The organism is Collinsella sp. TM09-10AT (assembly GCF_003436275.1).
In the GTDB taxonomy this organism is placed as follows: domain Bacteria; phylum Actinomycetota; class Coriobacteriia; order Coriobacteriales; family Coriobacteriaceae; genus Collinsella.
On the sequence record NZ_QSOP01000003.1, the window covers coordinates 82,189 to 102,033 of the forward strand.

Genomic DNA, 19,845 nt, shown 5'->3' on the forward strand with positions numbered 1-19,845 from the left:
AGAGAGGTGCGCAGCCTTTATACGGCCCGTGGTATGCAAGCCAGGCATACGCACATCTTCGGAAACGTACAAGTCGTAAGAGCGACTGCTTATTTAGCGCGCTCGACGACCTCGATGAGGCGCCAACGCTTCATCTTGGACATAGGACGGGTCTCCATAACGCGGACGGTGTCGCCCACGCCAGCCGTGCACTCCTCGTCGTGAGCGTGCAGCTTCTTGGAGCTGGTCATCATCTTGCCGTACTTGGGGTGACGCTTGCGCTCGGTGATGGTGACAACAATGGTCTTGGCACCGGAGACGGAGGTAACGACACCCGTACGGACCTTACGCGAGTTACGCGAATCAGTCATGTTCTCTCCTTAGGTCCTACTCGGCGACAGCGGACTTCTCCGCTGCGATCTCGCGGGCGCGCTGCTCCGTGAGGACGCGAGCGATGTCCTTCTTCACGGTGTTGACGCGAGCGGTGTTGTCCAGCTGGCTGGTGGCCATCTGGAAACGAAGGTTAAAGAGCTCGGCGCGCATTTCCTTCAGCTTCTCAACGAGCTGAGCGTCCGAGAGCTCACGAATCTCTGCGGGCTTCATTAGTTCTCCTCCTTGGCGGCGGCGGCGTCCTCAGCAGCCCACTTGGCCTCGAGAGCGGCCTCCTCAGCCATCTCCTTCTCGATGCGCTGCTCAGCGTTCTTGGCAGCAACAATCTTGGTCTTGATGGGAAGCTTGTGCTGTGCAAGACGCAGAGCCTCGCGAGCGACCTCCTCGGGCACGCCCTTGACCTCGAACATGATGCGGCCGGGCTTGACGACGGCCACCCACTCCTCGGGGTTACCCTTACCAGAACCCATGCGAGTCTCGGCGGGCTTCTTGGTGATGGGCTTATCGGGGAAGATCGTGATGTAGACACGACCGCCACGCTTCATGTAGCGGGTCATGGCAATACGAGCGGCCTCGATCTGACGGTTGGTGATCCAATGGGCCTCGAGAGCCTGGATACCAAACTCGCCGAAATGCAGCTCGGTATTACCCTTGGCCTGGCCCTTCATGGAGCCACGCTGCACCTTGCGGTGAAGAATACGCTTAGGGGCAAGCACTACTGACCCCTCCTCTCGGAGTTACGACGACGAGGACGGGAAGAGCCCTCGAGTGCAGGGTTGGGAACAGGCTGGCCCGGGAGCTTCTCGCCCAGGTAGATCCAGACCTTCACGCCGCAAGCGCCCATGGTGGTGCTGGCGACAGCCGTGCCGTAGTCGATCTTGGCACGGAGGGTGTGCAGAGGCACGCGACCCTCGCGGTACCACTCACGACGGCCCATCTCGGCACCGCCGAGACGACCGGAGCACTGGATACGGATGCCCTTAGCGCCGGCCTTGCGGGCAGACTGGACAGCCTTGCGCATAGCGCGACGGAAGGCAACGCGGCCCTCGAGCTGCTCGGCGATAGACTGAGCAACGAGGTTGGCGTCGAGCTCGGGGCGCTTGATCTCGACAACGTCGACGGAGAGCTGGCCCTTGGAGACGCCAGCGACCTTCTCGAGCTCGGTGCGGAGGGTATCGATCTCGGCACCCTTCTTACCGATGACAACGCCGGGGCGAGCGGTGAGGATGATGACCTTCACCTTGTCGCCAGCGCGCTCGATCTCGACGCGGGAGACAGCTGCGCGGGAAAGACGCTTCTCGAGGTACTTGCGGATCTCGAGATCGTTACCGAGGGTCTTAGCGTAATCCTTCTCTGCGAACCAGCGGGAGCGCCAGTTCTCGGTGATGCCAAGACGGAAGCCGGTGGGGTAGACTTTCTGACCCATACAGCTTTACGCCTCCTTTCGAGGAGCAACGACGACGGTGATGTGGGAAGTACGCTTCAGAATGCGAGAAGCGGAACCCTTGGCGCGGGGACGGATGCGCTTAAGCGTCGGACCCTCGTCAACATAGGCAGCGGCGACAACCAGGTTGTCGGCACGCAGACCGTTGTTGTTCTCGGCGTTCGCAACGGCGGAACGGAGAACCTTCTCGACATCCACGGCGACGGCGCGGTCGCAGAAGTGGAGGATGTCGAAGGCCTGAGCGACAGGCTTGCGGCGGATCAGATCGACCACCAGGCGGGCCTTGCTGGGGGAAACACGCACGTACTTAGCGACGGCGCGAACCTCGGTGGCCTCAGTTTCAATAGACTTAGTTGCCATTTACGGTTAACCCCCTATTTGGCCTTGTGGCCACGGAACGTACGAGTCGGCGCGAACTCGCCGAGCTTGTGACCAACCATGGACTCGGTAACATACACGGGCACATGCTTGCGGCCGTCGTGGACGGCGATGGTGTGACCAACCATCTCGGGGAAGATGGTGGACGCGCGGGACCAGGTCTTCACGACGTCCTTCTTGCCAGCCTCGTTCATCGCGGTGATACGCGAGAGAAGGCGAGTCTCCACGAACGGGCCCTTTTTGAGACTTCTGCTCATAAGTGCTTTCTCCTAAAACTCGGTATCCAAAATTACTTCTTACGGCGACGAATGATGTGCTGGTTCGAGACCTTCTTCTTCTTGCGCGTACGAAGGCCCTTCGTCGGCTTACCCCAGGGGGTAACAGAGGGACGACCAGAGGTGTGGTTCTTGCCCTCGCCACCGCCGTGCGGGTGGTCGACAGGGTTCATGACGGTACCGCGGACGGTCGGGCGCACGTTCATGTGACGCTTACGGCCGGCCTTGCCGATGACGATGTTGGCGTGATCGGCGTTGCCGACCTCACCGACGGTGGCGCGGCAGGTAACGAGGATGCGGCGCATCTCGGAGGAAGGCATACGGACGATAGCGTACTTGCCTTCCTTACCCATCAGCTGGCAGGAGTTACCGGCGGAACGGGCGATAGCAGCGCCCTTGCCCGGCTGGAACTCGACGGCGTGGATGAGCGTACCGACGGGGATGTCGGCGAGGGGCAGAGCGTTGCCCGGCTTGATGTCGGCGTCAGAACCGGACATGATGGTCTGACCGACCTCGAGGCCCTTGGGGGCCAGGATGTAGCGCTTCTCACCGTCAGCGTAGTGCAGCAGAGCGATGCGAGCGGAACGGTTCGGATCGTACTCGATCGTGGCAACCTTGGCGGGCACGCCGTCCTTGTTGCGCTTGAAGTCGATCACGCGGTAACGACGCTTCACGCCGCCGCCCTGGTGGCGGGTGGTGATGCGGCCGTTGTTGTTACGACCGGCCTTCTTGGGCAGGGGCTCGAGAAGGGAATTCTCGGGCTTGGTGCAGGTGATCTCGGAGAAGTCGGAGATCGTCTGCCAACGCCTACCAGCGGAGGTCGGCTTAAGGTGCTTTACAGCCATTACAATCCCTTTCAATAGGAATCCGTTAGCCATCGCAGACAGGGATTCGAGGTTCTGCCTCGGGTGCGATGACACCGGACGTATACACGGTTCCGGGCGTGTCCATTTTATACGCCCGAAACCTTGAGCTCTCGCCTCCCCTATTTGGGAGGCATGAGCTCACTCAACAGCAGCGAGTCTTAGGCCTGGTTGCCAAAGACCTCGATGGTGTCGCCCTCGGCCAGCGTGACGATGGCCTTCTTCCAAGAACGGGTCTTGCCGGCGACATAGCGCACGCGCTTGATCTTGGGCTTGACCGTCAAGGTGTTCACGCGAACGACCTTGACGCCGAAGATCTCCTCGACAGCGTCCTTGATCTGATACTTGTTAGCATCCTTGGCGACCTCGAACGTGTACTTGTTCAGCTCCATGCCGGAGAAGGAACGCTCGGACACGATCGGACGGATGATGATCTCGTGGGCGGTCATTTATGCAAGCACCTCCCCGAAGTGAGCGGCGATGTCAGCGGGCATCAGCACAGCGTTGTTGTTGACGAGATCGTAGGTGTTGGCCTCGTCGGCAGTGATGATGAACGTCTTGGGAATGTTGCGGAACGACAGGTAGGCGTTGACGTCCTCATCGCGAACGATGATGGTCAGACGCTTGCCCTCAAGGCCGAGAGCCTTGAGCATGGCGACGGCAGCCTTGGTGGAAGGCTTCTCGAAGCCGTAGTCGTCGACGAGCACGAGCTCGCCATCGGCCAGCTTGGCGGACAGCGCGGAGCGCATAGCCAGCTTGACCTCCTTGTTGTTCATACGCTTAGCGTAGGAACGGGGCTTGGGGGCGAAGACAACGCCACCGTGACGCCACTGGGCAGCACGGATGGAACCCTGGCGGGCACGACCGGTGCCCTTCTGACGCCAAGGCTTCTTGCCGCCACCGGAAACCTCAGAGCGGCCCTTAGCAGACTGGGTGCCCTGACGCCAAGAGGCCATCTGGCACTTGACGATGTGGTGCATAACGTGGATGTTCGGCTCGATGCCGTACACCTCAGCGGCGAGCTCGGCCTCGGCGACCTTCTTGCCCTCGCTGTTCTTTACTTCAAACTTTGCCATTTAAGTGTTCTCCTTGGTATGACGCTGGGCTAAATGGGCTGGGCCCTTAGGCCATACGGATGGCGACGAGACCATTCTTGGCACCCGGGACAGCGCCCTTGACCAAGATGAGGTTCTGCTCGGCATCGATGCGGACAACGGAAAGGTTCTTGACGGTAACGCGCTCGTTACCCATGTGACCGGCCATCTTGACGCCCTTGAGGACGCGCGCAGGATAGGCGCACTGACCGATAGAACCGGGGTGACGCTGGAAGTGAGAACCATGCGTCATAGGACCGCGGCGCTGACCCCAGCGCTTGATGCGACCCTGGAAGCCCTTACCCTTGGAGGTACCGATGACGTCGACCTTCTCGACATCAGCGAAATCAGCGACGGTGACGACCTCGCCGACCTTGTGCTCCTCGCCGTTCTCGACGCGGACCTCACGAAGGAAGCGGACAGGCTCGACGCCAGCCTTGGCGAAGTGACCAGCCATGGGCTTGTTCACGTTCTTGGCCTTGATGTCGCCGAAACCGATCTGGACGGCGTCATAGCCGTCGGTTGCCTGAGTTTTAACCTGCGAGACAGCGCAGGGGCCAGCCTGGATGACCGTGACGGGAACGACGTTGTCATCCTCGTCCCAAACCTGGGTCATGCCAATCTTGCGGCCGAGAATCATGCTGATCAAGATATGATCCCAACTCTCGCGTGGTCTTGGGACAATGCGTACACCACCGAGCGTACGCCCCTAGAGGACCACTACTTACACGACGTGCTCCCCAGCCTTGTATTTCGCCCGGACTACCTGACAACCCTATTAAGCAGGCATTTTGTCCAGCCAGAATACTCCCCTGGTTACACACAGCTGTTTAGTATACACGGCTGCGGGCGTATCCATCGAGATTCATATTTCACTCACATTGTTTACGCAGGTAAAGTGCGTGGAGTCGCCTGGGGCCGGCAGAGCGGCGGCGAAATATATTAAGGTTGCTGCTCTGCCGGGCTTGGGAGACGACACGTTGACGCCTGCTTAACTCTGCTCGCTCAGGCTAAAGACTTTGTTGGGGATCCACTATTTGTTGGAGGGTGAATTTGCTTTGAAGCGGTTTGCCTTCCGCCTGTGGCTTTTTTGAATTGGCGGCTGACGCTGCCGCGACTTATTGCCAAGAGGACTTCAACACCATCGGCGCTCATGAGACGAGCGGGACACGGCGACCTCCTCAAGGCAGAAGAGGAAGGCCCGCGCTCCAGCTCCATTATCGCGGCATCCCGTTTCGGGGCGAAGAACTAGAGCACCGAGAACCGGATGAAATTGTACGTGCAGATCACGATGATGAGCACGAGGGCGAACACGTAGAGCTTATCGACCGCCGCCGAGTCCATCCGGCGCAGCAGGCGGCGCCCCACGACCGACCCAAGCACCGCCATCGCCGCCATGCCCAGCAGGACCACGGGGAGGAACGCGGGCACGCTGCCCGTGGCCAGCGTGTAGATGAGGCTCGCCGTCTGCGAGAACGCGATGATGAACAGCGACGCCTGCGCGGCGGGCTTGCTCTCCATGGCGAAGAAGAAGACGAGGATGGCCAGGTTGAAGGGGCCGCCGCCGATGCCGAGGAAGGACCAGCACGCCCCGGCGCAGAACCCTATGAGCGCCTGCGCCCACGCATTCTCGAGCTTGAGGCCCTTGATGCGCGCCTTGTTGAGCGTGTAGGCCAGCACGAGGACGGCGAGCACGATGAGCACGGCGGCCTGGACCGCGCCGACGAGCTCGGCGTCGGGGAACACGGACCCCAGCCGGTTGAACAACATCTTGCCGATCACGCCGCCCACCGCGGAGCTGACGGCGATGGGCGACATCGCCCGCGCGTCGATATCAGACTGCCCGCTCGCCGCGTTCTGCGCGAGCGTGGAGAGCGACATGATGAGCACCGACATGCTCGAGAGGAAGCTCACCGTGCTCACGCTCATGACGTTCATCGCGTCGACCACGGGCTTGATGATCACGCCGCCGCCGATGCCACAGAGCGGCCCCAGAAGCGACGCCAGGAAGCATACCGCGAAGACCAAGATGTATTGAGGACCCATCCGAACAAGCTCCTATCGATCGAGCAACACCCTATGCAACGAATTGCAAGCGTTCGTATCATTCAAAACCGCAGCGTATGGTTGTGGACTTTTACATATCTCGAACGCTGCTGCGCGATATGTCCCTATTTACGCCGCTCATGCGGAGCACCGTTGCGCCAAGGGCTAGGCGTCCCCGCCAATCTGCCTGCCGAGTCCATCAATGGCCCGCGCACCGTCTCGACACGCCGCTAGTAGTTAGCGAAGTAATCCTGGTTGAAGATGCACGCGTAGACGACGTCGAGCAGCAGCGCGGTGGAAACGCTCATGGCGAAGTGCCCGATGTTGTCCTCGCGGTGCATCCGGACAGGAAGTTGATGGTCGCCACGTCGGCGACACCCACGGCGTCCATCACGGGCTTAATGATGATGCCCCGCCGACACCGCAGATGGCACTGATGGTAGAGGCGAAAAACGCAATGGCGAATACGATTGCTAGCATATGAAGCGCCTAGACTCTTCCCTACTTGTCAGGCATGGCTGCTGCGAGCGTCCGCTCAGCGCGCTCGCAATAGGACGCGGCGCGCCCCTCGTCACCCTTGTTCTCGTACTGAACCGAGAGCATCTGGCAGAGCAGGGCCTCTTCCATGCCAGCCGCCTCCGACAACGCGCGCTCCATCTCGTCGATATAGGCATACGAGCCCTTGAGGAAGACGTCATAGGTGCGACGGTCGGCACGCGCAGCCTCGCGATCACCGTGCTCCTCGAGGTAGGAGAGCACCTCGCGTGCGTGGGGCTCATCCCCGATCTCCACGTAGAAGGAGAACGCCTTTGCCGCCAGCGCGAGTGTCTGCTCCTCGCTCATCTTGAGCGAACCCATCTCGCGGATGATGCGCTCGGATGCCTCGACGTCATCCATGGCAAGAGCTGCGTTCAAGCGCATGAAAAGCACGTTGTACTTGGGGTACAGCACGCTAGTGAGCGGGCGGTTCAGGACCTTGAGGTAGTTGTTGAGGTCGCCCTCGCGCAGGTACGCCTCGAGCTTGGCGAAGGTTGTGCGCTTTTGGACCTCCATGTAAATGGTGAACCCGACCGCAACCACTACGACCACAATGCCGATCGTCTTCATATCCATGGATAGGCCTTTCTCTTAACGTTGGAGGCGCGAGGGCCGGGGGCGCTCAAGCATAACGGCGGGCGCACGTCCCGCCACCAACTCGCCGTCACGAACATATCCCTCTTCGCGACCAGCGAGCTCCTTAATCAGGCAGGCACGGAGCACGGCGATGCGCGCGGCGCGCTCCGGAGCGTCGATGAGGTCGTGCTCCTCACGCGGATCGGCGTCCAGGTCGAAATACTGCTCCACCCCGGTCCGTGTGAACCAGATGTACTTGTCATGCGGGGTCACGATCCACTGGTTGGACTGCTCGCGGCTGCCGCTGTGCTCGCCGTGCAGGTATGCACGGTTCAGCGGCACGGCGCCGGTAAGCTCGCCCATGAGCGAGGCGCCCTCCACGCCCTCGGGCACGGGCAGGTCGCACGCCTCGAGGATGGTGGGCATAAGGTCCATGAGTTCCACCGTGCTCTCGCTCACGCCGCGAACGCGCTCGCCGCCCGGCACATCGACGTTTTTGCCCACGTGCACGATGAAGGGGATGCGCGCGGAGCCCTCGTAGGGCAACACCTTGCGAAAGAGACTGTGGTCAAAGAGCATCTCGCCGTGGTCGGAGCAGAACACGATCACGGTGTCGTGGTAGGTCTCGTCGTTCTCGAGCGCCGTGATGAGCCGGCCGATCTGGTGGTCCATATGTGTGATGCAGGCATAATAGCCCGCCATGGCCTCGCGGCGCAGCTCGGCGTCGCGGCAGCCGTGCACGCTGTCCAAGATCATGCCATCGCGCTCGGTGGCATCGGCGTCATCCCAATCGCCAGCGGCAGGCGCGCGCAGCTCCATGTCGCGGTACAGATCGAAGTAGGTCTGCGGCGCGTCGAAGGGCGGGTGGGGCCGCACGAAGCTCGTCATGAGGAAGAACGGGCGCGTGCGATCGCGGGTCTCCAAAAAGCGGATGGACTCGTCCACCACCCAGTTGGTGGGGTGCAGGCGCTCCTCGTAGGCCCAGGGATGGGTGATCCAGGAGTTGTTCTCAACGCCCGAACCGTTCACGTCGGCGAATTCGCCCAGTTCATTTTTGAGGAAGCGCATGTAGTCGTCGGAGACGTTCTGGTGCATCCAGTACGGCAGGTTCGCCTTGCGGTAGTGGCCGATGTAGCCGTCATGCAGGCGCATGTGCTCGAAGCCGCAGCCCAAACGCGGCGGATGCACGTGCATCTTGCCTACCACGGCGGTCTGGTAGCCGCCGTCGCGCATCTCCTGCGCGAGCATATGGTCGTACTCCCACGCGATACCGTCCTGGTAACCCACGCGGCCCGTGCCCGCGGGCGTCTTGCCGCAAAAGAGGGCGGCGCGCGCCGGGATGCAACTCGGGCAGGCGGAGTAGGCGTTCTCGAACAGCATGCCGTCGGCGGCGAGCGTGTCCAAGTAGGGCGTCTGCACGTCCGGATGGCCGTCGATACCCAGGCAGTCGCCGCGCATCTGGTCGCACATGATAAGGAGAACGTTGGGTTGCTGGGGCATAGGGAACTCCAAACTCACGGGAACGGGATGAAGATTGAGTGGTCAAGGCGGGAGGGGCGCAGAGCCCCACACAACTACGACGAGGCAAAACCCGGGCAGGATCAGCGCCGCGTGAACATGCGAGCCACGCGCTGCAGGCCGGGATAGGCGTACTCCAAAAACTCACGCAGCCCGCAGTAGCCCGCATCGTAATAGGCGATGTTCAGGCGCTTGCAGTTGCGATGGCAAATGCCCTCAAAGGGGCAATCGGCGCACCGCGCGCAATCGCGACGCGGCTCGTTCAAAAACATGCGCATGGTCTCACAGGTCGCCATTGCCTCAAGGGAATCGACGCGAATATCGCCCACGCGGTACTCATCCAGCGCATAGAAGTCGCACGGATACACCGAACCGTCGCTTTCCACCACGAACTGCGGAGCGCAGCGGCCGAGCATACCGCACTGCGACGGAAACTGCCCGAGCGCCATCTGCATGACGTTCTCGAACAGCCAGATGCTCACATAGCGCCCAGCACCGAGCTCGCGCCACCACAAGTCGAACAAGCGGCGGTAGAACGAGGAGAAGGCACGCGGGTCGAGCGAGAACGTGTCCCGCTCATCGTCGAGGCCCGGCAGGCACGGGATGAACTGGATATGGGTGATCTTCTCCTGCTTGATGAAGGAGAAGACGCGCTGTGGATGCGCCGCCATCTGCGAGGTGAGGACCGAGAGTATGTTGACGTCCACGCCGCGCTCGCGCAGCAGGCGAACGCCGCTCATGACGCGCGCGTACGTAGCGGCACCGTGCGCATCGGGACGCATCGAATCGTGCAGGTCGCGATAAGCGTCAACCGAGACTCCGATGAGGAACCCGTGCTCGCGGAAGAACTCGGCCCATTCCTCTTCGATCAGGTAGCCGTTGGTCTGCAACGCCCAGCTCACCCGCTGGTTCTCACGGCGCTCCTCCACCCGCGCGACGAACGAATGGAAGAAGTCAAGGCCGGCCAGGGTGGGCTCGCCGCCCTGGAAGGCGAAAGAAATGTGCGCATCACTCGCCACGGCGAGTGCACGGTCGATGATGGCACTTGCCACGTCTTCGCCCATGACGCGGGCGCTCCGCTCCTCGCGATGAGCAGCGACATCGCAGTAAAAGCAGTACCTGCACCGCATGTTGCAAGCACTCGATGCCGGTTTTATCAAAAAGCCAATATGCTTCGCGCACATGGCACATACCCCCCTTCGCACAGGCTAGCCCTCACTCATCGGGCCGGAAACCACCTCCTTACCCGAGGCGGCGCATCCGGCCCGCACAATCACCGCATGAATCTTAGGCCAAGCCCAGGCGCTCCTTTTGCTCGGCCGGGGACTCATGCTCCTCCAGGCCGCGCAGCAGCAGGTCAATCATGCGCTGTTCGGCGTGGTCGTCCTTGCCGGCGAGATTATTAACCTGGCCGTAGTCACTCTCAAGGTCGAACAGCATCGTCTGCTCGACCTCGGCGAGCGGCGTGGCTCCCTCGATCTGGGCCGGCTTCTTACAGGGGATCTTGAACAGCGGGTACTTGGTGCGTTTGAAGTAGCGGCCACACTCAATCTCCTCCGGGCAGTCCGAACCCATCTTTTTGCGGATGGTGTGCGGCAGTGCGGTGTACTCGAAGCACGGCTGGTTGCCGGCGACCGGCGCGCGGAAGTAGGTGTAGCGGCCGTCGGTGACGTTGACGGTCATGGCGTGCACGCCGTACAGGGCGTAGCCACGCGTGGGCGCGTCAGCATCCGTCATGAGCGGCACGAGGGAGGTGCCGCACACATCTGCGGGAATCTCGCAGCCGTGGGCCTCAAGCACCGTGGGCATGATGTCGATTGCCTGAGTGAGCTGGCGGGCATGCTCGCCGGCGCGGGCGTTACCCGGGAAGTGCACAATGAACGGCAGATGCGCGAGCTCGTTATACAGGTGCATGTAGTTTTTGCCCATGTAGTCGCGCTCGCCCAGGAAATAGCCGTGGTCGGTGGTGACCATGACCATGGTATCGTCCAGCATCCCGCGCTCCTCGAGCTTGTCGATGAGCCTACCAAACCAGCGGTCGGTCATGGTGACGAGGGCCTTGTAGCGGCGCTGCAGGTAGTCCTCCGCGCCCTTGTTGACGTCGGTGGCGGAGACGCGCTTGTACTCAGGAATCTCGAAGTAGTCGCGGTCGAGCTCGCCAGTGCCGCCGTACATCTCCATGTACTTGTCGGGCACATCGAAGGGCTCGTGCGGGTCGAAGGCCTCAACCATAAGGAAGAAGTCGTCGGCCCCAGCATTGCCGTCGATCCAGTCGCAGGCGGACTGGAAGGTCTTGGGGCTCGGCATGTCCTCTTCGTTGGGCCAGAGCTGACGGTTCTTCTGGTACTGCTCGCGCACGCGCCCGTAGAAGGTCTCGGGCATGTTATTCGGCTCATCGATGCGGCTGACCCACGGGTCGCCCTCCTGGCCGCGGTAGTAATCCCAGGTGTTGAACTCCTGGAGGTAGCCCTCGCCACCGGTGCGTAGGTAGTGGCAGTGGTCGGTGGTGATGTGGCAGAAGTTGCCGTTCGCGCGCAGGCAGGCCGGCAGCGTCACATCGAAGGGCTCGATAGGGCCCCAGGGGCGCTCGAGGAAGTTGTAGCGACCGGTGAGGATGTCGCGGCGGGCAGGCATGCAGGGAGCCGAGCCGATCCAGTGGTTGTCGAACACGCAGGAACGCTCGGCAAAGGCATCGAGATTGGGGGTCTGGACGTCGGTTGCGGGGTTGTAGCACGACAGGACGTCGCGACGCAGAGTATCCATGAGCACGAGGACGGTTCTCATTGGCATCCTTTCGATAGTTGGATTTGCCAGATGGCGATACGCCAAAGGCACATGGGCATAATGGAGCGCACCCCGATCGCGCACGATGGAGAGCACATGAGACAACGAGGCCCGCGCCCGGCATGCGGGGCGCGGGCATCAAACGATTTGCCTTTTGATAAGCTCGCGATTAGGCGAAGATCTTGAACGCCGGGAAGTAGAAACCGATAGCGGCGAACACAAGGGAGAACACAATCAGACCGATGATGATCTGGGCGGAGTTCTTGCCCTGGCCCTTCTTGAGCAGGCGATAGCAGATGAAAGTCAGAACGACAGGCAGCAGGAAGGGCAACACCTTATCGAGCTGGTCCTGGAGCACCAGCGGGTCACCCTCACCGAAGGCGAACTGCACGGCAAGCTTGAGCTTAACGGTCGTGGCGATCAGGCCGCCGGTGACCATGACGCCCAGCACGTTGGCGAGGTTGCCCAGACGGTCGAAGACCTGGACGCCCGCCTTCTCGACGAGCTCCATGCCCATCTCGTAACCCTTGTGCAGGCCGAAGTACTTCAGCGGCCAGTACAGCAGGTTGATGAGCAAGAACATCACGAGCGGACCCACAATGGAGCCGTTGTCGACGCACATAGATGCGCCGATGGAGCCGGCGATCGGGAACCAGGTGAGGTTCAGCAGGGAGTCACCAAGGCCGGCGAAGGGACCCATGAGGGAGGTCTTGATGCCGACGACGGTGTCCTTCTGATCCTCATCCGTGGTCTCCTCCAGGGCGGCGGTGATGCCAAGGATGAAGGGGATCGCGAGCGGGTGGGTGTTGAAGTACTCGAGGTGGCGCTTCATGGCGTTAACGCGCTCCTCCTTGGGGGCGTCCTTGTAGAGCTCCTCGAGGACAGGGGCAAAGCAGTAGGTCAGGGACAGCGACTGCACGCGCTCGTAGTTGTGCGCGAATTGGCAACCCTGGGTGCGCAGCAGGACCTTGTTCAGGGTGGAGTTGGAGATCTTACCCATTAGAGATCGTACTCCTCGTCATCATCGGAGCCGGCGGCAGAGGCGGCGGCAGGGGCGGGTTGATTCTTCTGGCCCTCGGTAATGACGTCCCACACGCCGGCGGCGGCGCAAGCGGCGAGCGCGATGCCCACGGTCGGGACGTTGAGGAAGGCGGCCATGATAAAGCCGAGCAGCAGGAAGATCCACATGTTCTTCTTCATCATCATGGTGAGGAGCATGGCCAGACCGACGGCGGGCATCATGCCACCGGCGGTGGAGAAGCCGGTGAGGACCCACGGAACCTGGTTCTGCAGGAAGGCCATGATGTCCTCGATCACGAAGGAGCCGATGCCCGTGGCGATGAAGACGGGAACGGCGCGGGTCAGGAAGAAGCACAGGGCGCCGGTCCAGAAGAACTTGTTGACGGCGTTGAACTTACCGGACTCGATGGCCTTGTCGGCACCGTGGACAAGCGAGACGTTAGTGGTCATGACCAAGATGTTCAGCTGCTGAACCAAGGTGGCGGTGGGGATGCCGATGGCGACTGCCAGGGCGATGGCGCTGGCGGTGTCGGTGGAACCCATGATGCCCAGGGCGGCACCGACGATGGTGCCGGAGATGACATCCGGCGGAACATAAGCGCCGATGTTATTGACGCCGAGCCACATGAGCTCCATGGTCGCGCCGATCATGATGGCGGTCGTCATGTCACCGAGGATGATGCCGACGCCGACGGATGCCAGCAGGGGCTTGCGGAAGCCCAGGTGGGGACCGAACTGGTCCCAAGTGCACAGACCCGCCCAGATGGCGAGCAGAAGTGCCTGAAGCATAAGCCTCTCCTTCCCTATTCGCCCATCGTTCCCTCCGATGGGCACGCCCCGGGTTCACATGCCCGGAGATGGTTACTTACTTAGTAGTTCTTGAGGAGCTCGGACACGGGCTCCTTGGAATCGCGCGTGGTGGTCTGCATCCAGCAGTCGACGCCGAGGCCAATGAGCTCCTCGAAGGCGGCCTTTTCCTCGGCGGTGACGGACATGTTCTTGTGCAGGCGATGACGCTGCTCGTTGAAGCGCATGCCGGAGACGTTCAGGTAGTCGAACGGCAAGCCGTTCTCGTGCAGCTTGAGGGCGTCGATGGGGTTGGTGAAGAGCACCATCGTGGCCTTCTTGAGCTCGGTCTTCTTGAGGACCTCAATGAACTTCTCGACACCGAAGACGGAGACCTTGATGTCGGGGGCGGCGAGGCCGGCGACGGACTTCTGGACGGGGTCGTTGGCGACCTTATCCGAGACAATGATTGCCGATTCGATGCCGAAGTCGGGAATCCAAGTGGTGGCAACCTGACCGTGGATCAGGCGGTCATCGATGTCGACGAGTTTGAGTGCCATGATGTTCTCCTTTTCGTTTGCACGTTCCTTCAGTACCGTTTACGAATGCTCTGCTCGATCGAGGCGCCCACTCGGGGGATACGGGTGAGCGCCACTCGAATCGACGGGCTAACGAGCCTAGAGGTCCAAATCGTCCTCGTCTGCCTCCACGGCCGGAGCGGGAGCCTTGATCTCCTGCTGGGCCCCGGCGTGAGCGGCAGTGAGCTGGGCACGGACCGCGTCGGCGGAATCGAGGCCATCGCGGGTGAGCAGGAGCTCGACCGCAACGGGCATGGACAGGCCAGTGTAGGCAACCATGTTCATGCCGTTGAGCAGGCAGCGGGTAGTCACGTTGAATGGGGTGCCGCCGTAGATGTCGCATAGGGTGACGACGAGTTCGCACTCGGCGCTGAGGGTCTCGTAAGCCTCGCGCATCTCGGACTCGAAAGACTCCAGGCTCTTCTCGGCGGTGAGACCAAGAGCGATGACATCAGGCTGCTTGCCCGCAATCATCTCGACGGCGCCGAGGGCGGCCTGAGCGAACTCTCCGTGACTTGCAAGGATGACACCGATACGCATCTCTAATACCCTATCTGTTTCGGATATGACCATCAGGCGTGACCTGGCCGAGCTTGCCGACAAGGGCCTTCTTGTGCGCGTACACGGAGGGGCTCAGCTTCCACACTCCGCCCACGGAACAGCCCTTTCACGTTTGACCCTGCATGAGGAGAAACGTCGTTTTCAAGTTGATCAGAAACGTGCCGCTGCTATAGCCGCCGCCCAAACCGTCTCAGCCGGCGATACGATCTTTCTCGGTGGAGGCTCCACTCTCGAGCTCATGTGTTCGTATTTGCCCCAGGAGGACATACGCGTCGTCACCAACAGTCTTCCCGTGCTGAACCTGCTAGCCGACAATCCACATATAGATCTATTCTTTGTTGGTGGCATGATGCGTCACGACACGCGAGTTTTCACCATGCCATACAACGGCCGCGGCCCCTACGGTCTATCCGCTCCCAAGGCCTACGTCTCGGCAACCGGTATTTTTGGAAACGAGGTCTTTGGCTCTCGTCCCGATGCAGCCATGGTCCTCTCAGACGCTCTTTCTCGAGCTCAGGAGCGTTATCTTGTTGTAGATGCTGAAAAAGTCGGAAGGCGCGACTTCTGCCTTTTCACCACACTGGAGGATATGACCGCGGCATTCATTAACGAGGACGCAGACCCCCGGACCATCGAGGCCCTCCGCGCCTATACCTCCGTCATTACCGCATAATCCAATTGGCAAGCCATGCTTAAACCCGAACGTCACGAACAATTACTTGAGCTGTGCGCTCAGCGCGGAATGGTCACTGTTGCCCAAGCCGCAACAATCTTTGGTATATCTGAAATGACCGCTCGAAGAGACTTCGATGAGCTCTCGCGACGCGCTGGCGTCATCCGCGAGTACGGTGGCATCCGACTTTCAAGCGGCTCCCCCATTGCCGAAGAGGTCCCGTTTTTTGAAAAGCTCTCAATCCGCTCCCCTGAAAAAGAGCATATCGCACGCACCGCTGTCAACCTCATCAGAGAGCGCGACACCATCTTCCTCGGACCCGGTTCGACTTGCGCTCTCATCGCCCTTGCGCTGCCGCGCATGCGGCTGCGCGTCATCACAAACAGCATCATCGTGCTGAACATGCTCCAGACGCGTAACGATGTGGAGATCTGGGCCCTGGGAGGACAGTATCGCAAACGATCGGGTTCTTTCGTCGGGCCCATCGCCGAAGATGCTCTCGCCCCGCTCGGTATCGACACTTGCTTTATCGGCACCAACGGCGTACTCGCCCAATCCATCTCCTGTTCTAACCTTGAGGAAGGACGCTTACAGGCGCTCGCTTGCGATCGCGCCGCCAAGCGTTACCTTGTCTGCGATTCAAGCAAGATCGGACAGATGGACTTCTTCGGCTTCTTCAATCTCGATCAAATGGACGCACTCATCACCGATGCAAATGTCAACGACAAACAGCGTTCCATGGTTCTCGAATCAACTCGCATCATCGTCGCAGAATAGGCCTGTTTTGATTTAGCTGGACACCACAGCAAAGACCCCGATTCGATAAAGCCGAATCGGGGTCTCATTATTCGCATCAAATCGCAAATAGGTCAGCAGCTACTTCTCAGTGTAGACGCTCTCGCCACCGAGATAGGTCTCGACGAGGGATAGGTCGGGGTTGAGGACGACAACCTCACCCACGTAATCGGAGGTGCCGGCACCGGTGAGCACCACATTGAGGCGACCGTCGCCCATGGCGCGGGCGTCGGCCAGGAACGCCTCGACGGCCTCAAGGTTATCCTTGTAGATGTTCAGCGTGTCAAGCCAAAGCTCGGGAGACGACACGTTGATGCCTGCTTAACTCTGCTCGCTCAGGCTAAAGACTTTGTTGAGGATCGATGATCTGCTGCAAGGTGAACTTACATTGGGACGTGTCGCATTCTTCTTGCGAATCCTCAAAATCAAAGATCATGATGGCGCAGTTGGGGAGCTTTGCTGGGAGTTCGAAGCCCTCTGGGGCGGCGGCTTTGATGAATTGGCGGCTGGCGCTGCCGTGGCTTACTGCCAGGACGGTTTCAACATCATCGGCGCTCATGAGATTAGCGAGCGTGCTTACCATACGCTCTTGCAGCGCCTGACTTCCCTCCCCTCCGAAGGGGATTAAGTCCTCGCCCGGATCCCAGACGTCGGTAGGCAGTGCGTCGTGCGGGCCCCCTTCAAAGGAGCCATAGCAGCGTTCGATGATGCCTTCGCAGGGCTCGACGGCGGCGTCCGGGCCGAGGAGCTCGCCTGCGACGAGCCGAGCCGTGGCCATGGCCCGGCTTAAAGGAGACGAGACTACCTTGTCGGGGGTGACGTCGCGGGCTTTAAGCCATGCGGCGGCCTTTGCGGCCTGCTGACGGCCCAAGTCCGTTAGCGGTGAATCGCAGCGGCCCTGGACGAGCTTTTTGACATTGAACTCCGTCTGACCGTGACGGAGCAGATACAGTTTCTTCATGGTCTCCCCTTTTGCGCGAATGGCCCTAGCGATACAGCCCTACTCGCGTGCCGCGCCGACGTAGTCTTCATCGACCGTAATCTTGGCTATCGACTTGGGATATTCGGACTCCACCTGCTGCGCCAGCGTGCGCCTAAGGTCATCGGCGCCCATCGTTAAATCCGAAGGACGCACGCAGTCAAAAATCACGTTAGTGTGCGTAGGGCCCGGCACGCAGCGCAGGTCGTGGATCGAAATACGGCCGTCGATCTGTTTGGCCATCGCGTTGATGCGGAGGCGCATATCTGCCACCTTTGGATCGTCGGTCACGATGGGGTCGTAATGAAGCGTGACGATCATGCCGTCATCTTTCCTAAACGCCTGCTCAATGTTGTCGAGCGTGTCATGACTCTCCAGCGGATCGGCTTCGGCCGCCATCTCGGCATGAGCGCTTGCGAACTTCCTGCCCGGGCCGTAGTCATGGACCATTAAGTCGTGAACGCCCAAAACACCCGGGTAGCTCATGATCTTGTCCCGGATGTGCTTGACCAGTTTTGGATCGGGAGCCTGGCCCAACAGCGGACTCACCGTATCACGAATCAGATCAAACCCGCTCCAGCCAATATAGGCGCCAACGGCAAGTCCAACCCAAGCATCAAGATTTACATGCGTCACCTGCGAAACAATTGCACAGATCAATACGGCACCCGTGGCAAGGACGTCGTTTTTAGAGTCCTGCGCGGTCGCGTGCAGCGTTTCGGACTCAATGCGATCGCCGAGTTTTTGGTTGAGGGCCGCCATCCAGAGCTTAACAATCATCGAAAGCACCAAGACTGCCACCAGGGCAAGCGAGAACTCGACAGGTTCGGGGTGGATGATGCGCTCAACCGAGGATTTCACCAGCTCAACGCCAATCAGCAGCACGAGCGCCGCCACGACCAGACCCGAGAGATACTCGTAGCGGCCATGTCCGTAAGGATGCTCGGGGTCGGCCGGCTTGCCCGCCAGCTTAAAGCCAAGCACGCTCACGATGTTCGAGCTGGCATCGGACAGGTTGTTCATGGCGTCCGCCACAATCGAAACCGATCCCGACAGCACGCCAATTGCACCCTTCGCAGCGCAAAGCGCAACATTGGCGAGAATACACACTATGCCCGTCAACGTTCCCACGCGCGCACGGTCGCCCTGCGCACGACGAACAATCCACTCGACCATCCTCATCAGTCCCCACGGTACTACCTATATATCTATTGCTCAAACGGATTGTAGTGTAGCCACTTTGTCCTCCAGATACAAAAAGGCCGCAGCCCACACGGGCCGCAGCCTTGGAATATGACAAAGGAATCGTCCTTTTGTCGCACAGATTTATGCGCTTGCTTCAGCAGCGCTCGCCACTGTTTCGAGCGAATCAGCTTCGTCTTCTGCCGCCTGCACCTTTGTCGGCACCACGCCAAAGCAGTAGCTCAGCGCCGCAGACACCGCAAATGCTGCGCCGCCGGCAGCGCAGCACCACAGCAGATTCGAGATGCCGCCCGTGGCAAAGCCAATGACCATAAGAACATTCGTCATACCGATAGTATAAGCCGTAACGTGGCCTACGGCCGCAACAAGGCCTCCGACGGCGCCGCCAACGGCCATGCACGTCAGACACCTGCCATATTTAAAGCCGCATCCGTACAGCGCTGGCTCGCTTACGCCGCCAAGAATACCCGAGATTGAATAGCCCAGCATGAGCGCCTTCTCGTCCTTATCCGCAACGCGGAGCGACGCGCCAAAGGGCATACCCCAAACGGCGAACGTCGCCATCGTCGCAGCGATCAGAATGCACGAATCCGTTCCCACACTCATAAACTGCGCATAGGCGAGCGATAGGACAACGTTGCTGACACCCGCGATCTTAAGAAACTCCCAACCCGCGGCAAGCCCCATAAGCGTGAGCAGCGACACGATGCCACCGGAATTGCCAAGCATAAACATAAGCTGTCCCAACAGCATGCCCAGATAGCTGCCCGCCGGCGCCGTAATACACAGCGAGACCGGAACCATGACGAGCATGGTTGCAAACGGAACAAACGAAAACGCCACGGCCTTAGGGATAACGCGCTGGAAGAAACACTCCACTCGCCATAGCACGGGTACCGAGATGAGAACCGGAATAACAGTCGTTGTGTAATCGTTGACCGGCGCGGGAAGCAGACCATACACGAAAGTCATCGATGCCCCCGTCGTCGATGCGGCATCGACGAGCTTAAGCAGATCGGGCGCAATCAATACGCCGCCCAGCATCATGCCCAGCTGCTCCGAGCAACCGAGCTGGCGGGCGGCCGCCCAACCAAGATAAATGGGCAAAAAGTAGTAGCCGGCGTTATAGAGCCAACTGTAGAACAGGCGATAGATTTCGGAATCGGCAGACCACAGGCCCAGCATGCCTTCGCCCATAATGACGGCGGCGGTGCGGAACAACGCCGCGCAAACAATAAACGGCAGCGCCGACATCATGCTTTTGGACAGATAGTCCACCACGGCCATGGCGTTTGATGAAACCGTCGTTGTAAACGAGGTGTTAGAAACTTGTGACATGGAACGCCTTTCCCAATGTGACATGCGG

At 60.4% G+C, this 19,845-nt stretch carries 24 protein-coding genes and 1 pseudogene; 2 read left to right on the forward strand and 23 right to left on the reverse strand.

The window, feature by feature from the left end; translation table 11 throughout:
* Positions 1-89: 89 nt before the first annotated feature.
* The 19 genes and pseudogenes from rpsQ to DXD77_RS02235 form a co-directional block, all read right to left on the reverse strand.
* Complete coding sequence (gene rpsQ, locus DXD77_RS02140) at positions 90-350, reverse strand: 30S ribosomal protein S17 (protein ID WP_006235040.1); 261 nt, start codon at positions 348-350, stop codon at positions 90-92.
* A gap of 16 nt (positions 351-366) precedes the next feature.
* Positions 367-582, reverse strand: coding sequence for a 50S ribosomal protein L29 (gene rpmC / locus DXD77_RS02145; protein WP_006235039.1), 216 nt, complete (start codon positions 580-582; stop codon positions 367-369).
* A 107-nt stretch (positions 583-689) separates the two neighbouring features.
* Positions 690-1,085: pseudogene (rplP, locus tag DXD77_RS02150) on the reverse strand (50S ribosomal protein L16); the annotation flags it as partial.
* Positions 1,085-1,795: a 30S ribosomal protein S3 gene (gene rpsC, locus DXD77_RS02155; RefSeq protein ID WP_006235037.1), complete on the reverse strand. Its 711-nt coding sequence runs from the start codon at positions 1,793-1,795 to the stop codon at positions 1,085-1,087. The gene rpsC and the pseudogene rplP, both read right to left, overlap by 1 nt.
* 6 nt (positions 1,796-1,801) lie before the next feature.
* Positions 1,802-2,173: a 50S ribosomal protein L22 gene (rplV, locus tag DXD77_RS02160; protein WP_006235036.1), complete on the reverse strand. Its 372-nt coding sequence runs from the start codon at positions 2,171-2,173 to the stop codon at positions 1,802-1,804.
* Between the two features lie 14 nt (positions 2,174-2,187).
* On the reverse strand, positions 2,188-2,448 hold the full coding sequence (rpsS, locus tag DXD77_RS02165; protein WP_006235035.1) for a 30S ribosomal protein S19: 261 nt from the start codon (positions 2,446-2,448) through the stop codon (positions 2,188-2,190).
* Positions 2,449-2,480: 32 nt separating this feature from the next.
* Complete coding sequence (rplB, locus tag DXD77_RS02170; RefSeq protein ID WP_117647571.1) at positions 2,481-3,311, reverse strand: 50S ribosomal protein L2; 831 nt, start codon at positions 3,309-3,311, stop codon at positions 2,481-2,483.
* 179 nt (positions 3,312-3,490) lie between these two features.
* Complete coding sequence (gene rplW / locus DXD77_RS02175) at positions 3,491-3,778, reverse strand: 50S ribosomal protein L23 (RefSeq protein ID WP_117647573.1); 288 nt, start codon at positions 3,776-3,778, stop codon at positions 3,491-3,493.
* Positions 3,779-4,405 (reverse strand): 50S ribosomal protein L4, encoded by a 627-nt coding sequence (gene rplD, locus DXD77_RS02180; RefSeq protein ID WP_006235032.1) that lies wholly within the window; start codon positions 4,403-4,405, stop codon positions 3,779-3,781.
* A gap of 46 nt (positions 4,406-4,451) precedes the next feature.
* Entirely contained in the window at positions 4,452-5,072 is a 621-nt protein-coding gene (gene rplC / locus DXD77_RS02185) for a 50S ribosomal protein L3 (RefSeq protein WP_035137484.1), read from the reverse strand.
* Positions 5,073-5,671: 599 nt separating this feature from the next.
* Positions 5,672-6,469, reverse strand: a complete 798-nt coding sequence (locus DXD77_RS02190) for a sulfite exporter TauE/SafE family protein (protein ID WP_117647575.1) — start codon at positions 6,467-6,469, stop codon at positions 5,672-5,674.
* Between the two features lie 501 nt (positions 6,470-6,970).
* Positions 6,971-7,582, reverse strand: coding sequence for a hypothetical protein (locus DXD77_RS02200; protein ID WP_117647577.1), 612 nt, complete (start codon positions 7,580-7,582; stop codon positions 6,971-6,973).
* Positions 7,583-7,597: 15 nt separating this feature from the next.
* Positions 7,598-9,082 carry an arylsulfatase gene (locus DXD77_RS02205; protein ID WP_117647579.1) on the reverse strand — a complete coding sequence of 495 codons (1,485 nt, stop codon included), beginning with the start codon at positions 9,080-9,082 and terminating at the stop codon, positions 7,598-7,600.
* A 101-nt stretch (positions 9,083-9,183) separates the two neighbouring features.
* Entirely contained in the window at positions 9,184-10,230 is a 1,047-nt protein-coding gene (locus DXD77_RS02210; protein WP_233506702.1) for a radical SAM protein, read from the reverse strand.
* Between the two features lie 157 nt (positions 10,231-10,387).
* Entirely contained in the window at positions 10,388-11,884 is a 1,497-nt protein-coding gene (locus DXD77_RS02215) for a sulfatase (RefSeq protein ID WP_117647582.1), read from the reverse strand.
* 169 nt (positions 11,885-12,053) lie between these two features.
* The gene (locus tag DXD77_RS02220; protein ID WP_117647584.1) at positions 12,054-12,884 is read right to left on the reverse strand and encodes a PTS system mannose/fructose/sorbose family transporter subunit IID; all 831 of its coding nucleotides are present in this window, start codon (positions 12,882-12,884) and stop codon (positions 12,054-12,056) included.
* Entirely contained in the window at positions 12,884-13,693 is an 810-nt protein-coding gene (locus DXD77_RS02225) for a PTS sugar transporter subunit IIC (RefSeq protein WP_117647586.1), read from the reverse strand. The genes DXD77_RS02220 and DXD77_RS02225 overlap by 1 nt, the downstream gene beginning before the upstream one ends.
* Before the next feature lie 80 nt (positions 13,694-13,773).
* The gene (locus DXD77_RS02230) at positions 13,774-14,250 is read right to left on the reverse strand and encodes a PTS sugar transporter subunit IIB (RefSeq protein ID WP_117647588.1); all 477 of its coding nucleotides are present in this window, start codon (positions 14,248-14,250) and stop codon (positions 13,774-13,776) included.
* A 117-nt stretch (positions 14,251-14,367) separates the two neighbouring features.
* Positions 14,368-14,808 carry a PTS sugar transporter subunit IIA gene (locus DXD77_RS02235; protein ID WP_117647590.1) on the reverse strand — a complete coding sequence of 147 codons (441 nt, stop codon included), beginning with the start codon at positions 14,806-14,808 and terminating at the stop codon, positions 14,368-14,370.
* Between the two features lie 25 nt (positions 14,809-14,833).
* Between DXD77_RS02235 and DXD77_RS02240 the strand changes: the two genes are divergently transcribed.
* Positions 14,834-15,502: a DeoR/GlpR family DNA-binding transcription regulator gene (locus tag DXD77_RS02240; protein ID WP_233506703.1), complete on the forward strand. Its 669-nt coding sequence runs from the start codon at positions 14,834-14,836 to the stop codon at positions 15,500-15,502.
* Positions 15,503-15,517: 15 nt separating this feature from the next.
* Entirely contained in the window at positions 15,518-16,279 is a 762-nt protein-coding gene (locus DXD77_RS02245; RefSeq protein WP_117647592.1) for a DeoR/GlpR family DNA-binding transcription regulator, read from the forward strand.
* A gap of 99 nt (positions 16,280-16,378) precedes the next feature.
* On the opposite strand, the gene DXD77_RS10545 is transcribed toward DXD77_RS02245, so the two are convergent.
* The 4 genes from DXD77_RS10545 to DXD77_RS02265 form a co-directional block, all read right to left on the reverse strand.
* On the reverse strand, positions 16,379-16,606 hold the full coding sequence (locus tag DXD77_RS10545; RefSeq protein ID WP_233506705.1) for a hypothetical protein: 228 nt from the start codon (positions 16,604-16,606) through the stop codon (positions 16,379-16,381).
* A 31-nt stretch (positions 16,607-16,637) separates the two neighbouring features.
* Positions 16,638-17,258, reverse strand: coding sequence for a histidine phosphatase family protein (locus DXD77_RS02255; protein ID WP_117647594.1), 621 nt, complete (start codon positions 17,256-17,258; stop codon positions 16,638-16,640).
* A gap of 39 nt (positions 17,259-17,297) precedes the next feature.
* Entirely contained in the window at positions 17,298-18,452 is a 1,155-nt protein-coding gene (locus DXD77_RS02260; protein WP_199408989.1) for a cation diffusion facilitator family transporter, read from the reverse strand.
* A gap of 150 nt (positions 18,453-18,602) precedes the next feature.
* Entirely contained in the window at positions 18,603-19,817 is a 1,215-nt protein-coding gene (locus tag DXD77_RS02265) for a PTS transporter subunit EIIC (protein ID WP_118334715.1), read from the reverse strand.
* Between the last annotated feature and the right edge of the window lie 28 nt (positions 19,818-19,845).

Excerpts from the sequence above, each read along its gene's own strand:
- rpsQ (WP_006235040.1), bottom strand. The coding sequence starts at position 350 with ATGACTGATTCGCGTAACTCGCGTAAGGTCCGTACGGGTGTCGTTACC.
- rpmC (WP_006235039.1), bottom strand. The coding sequence starts at position 582 with ATGAAGCCCGCAGAGATTCGTGAGCTCTCGGACGCTCAGCTCGTTGAG.
- rpsC (WP_006235037.1), bottom strand. The coding sequence starts at position 1,795 with ATGGGTCAGAAAGTCTACCCCACCGGCTTCCGTCTTGGCATCACCGAG.
- rplV (WP_006235036.1), bottom strand. The coding sequence starts at position 2,173 with ATGGCAACTAAGTCTATTGAAACTGAGGCCACCGAGGTTCGCGCCGTC.
- rpsS (WP_006235035.1), bottom strand. The coding sequence starts at position 2,448 with ATGAGCAGAAGTCTCAAAAAGGGCCCGTTCGTGGAGACTCGCCTTCTC.
- rplB (WP_117647571.1), bottom strand. The coding sequence starts at position 3,311 with ATGGCTGTAAAGCACCTTAAGCCGACCTCCGCTGGTAGGCGTTGGCAG.
- rplW (WP_117647573.1), bottom strand. The coding sequence starts at position 3,778 with ATGACCGCCCACGAGATCATCATCCGTCCGATCGTGTCCGAGCGTTCC.
- rplD (WP_006235032.1), bottom strand. The coding sequence starts at position 4,405 with ATGGCAAAGTTTGAAGTAAAGAACAGCGAGGGCAAGAAGGTCGCCGAG.
- DXD77_RS02190 (WP_117647575.1), bottom strand. The coding sequence starts at position 6,469 with ATGGGTCCTCAATACATCTTGGTCTTCGCGGTATGCTTCCTGGCGTCG.
- DXD77_RS02200 (WP_117647577.1), bottom strand. The coding sequence starts at position 7,582 with ATGGATATGAAGACGATCGGCATTGTGGTCGTAGTGGTTGCGGTCGGG.
- DXD77_RS02205 (WP_117647579.1), bottom strand. The coding sequence starts at position 9,082 with ATGCCCCAGCAACCCAACGTTCTCCTTATCATGTGCGACCAGATGCGC.
- DXD77_RS02210 (WP_233506702.1), bottom strand. The coding sequence starts at position 10,230 with ATGCGGTGCAGGTACTGCTTTTACTGCGATGTCGCTGCTCATCGCGAG.
- DXD77_RS02215 (WP_117647582.1), bottom strand. The coding sequence starts at position 11,884 with ATGAGAACCGTCCTCGTGCTCATGGATACTCTGCGTCGCGACGTCCTG.
- DXD77_RS02220 (WP_117647584.1), bottom strand. The coding sequence starts at position 12,884 with ATGGGTAAGATCTCCAACTCCACCCTGAACAAGGTCCTGCTGCGCACC.
- DXD77_RS02225 (WP_117647586.1), bottom strand. The coding sequence starts at position 13,693 with ATGCTTCAGGCACTTCTGCTCGCCATCTGGGCGGGTCTGTGCACTTGG.
- DXD77_RS02230 (WP_117647588.1), bottom strand. The coding sequence starts at position 14,250 with ATGGCACTCAAACTCGTCGACATCGATGACCGCCTGATCCACGGTCAG.
- DXD77_RS02235 (WP_117647590.1), bottom strand. The coding sequence starts at position 14,808 with ATGCGTATCGGTGTCATCCTTGCAAGTCACGGAGAGTTCGCTCAGGCC.
- DXD77_RS02240 (WP_233506703.1), top strand. The coding sequence starts at position 14,834 with ATGACCATCAGGCGTGACCTGGCCGAGCTTGCCGACAAGGGCCTTCTT.
- DXD77_RS02245 (WP_117647592.1), top strand. The coding sequence starts at position 15,518 with ATGCTTAAACCCGAACGTCACGAACAATTACTTGAGCTGTGCGCTCAG.
- DXD77_RS02255 (WP_117647594.1), bottom strand. The coding sequence starts at position 17,258 with ATGAAGAAACTGTATCTGCTCCGTCACGGTCAGACGGAGTTCAATGTC.
- DXD77_RS02260 (WP_199408989.1), bottom strand. The coding sequence starts at position 18,452 with ATGGTCGAGTGGATTGTTCGTCGTGCGCAGGGCGACCGTGCGCGCGTG.
- DXD77_RS02265 (WP_118334715.1), bottom strand. The coding sequence starts at position 19,817 with ATGTCACAAGTTTCTAACACCTCGTTTACAACGACGGTTTCATCAAAC.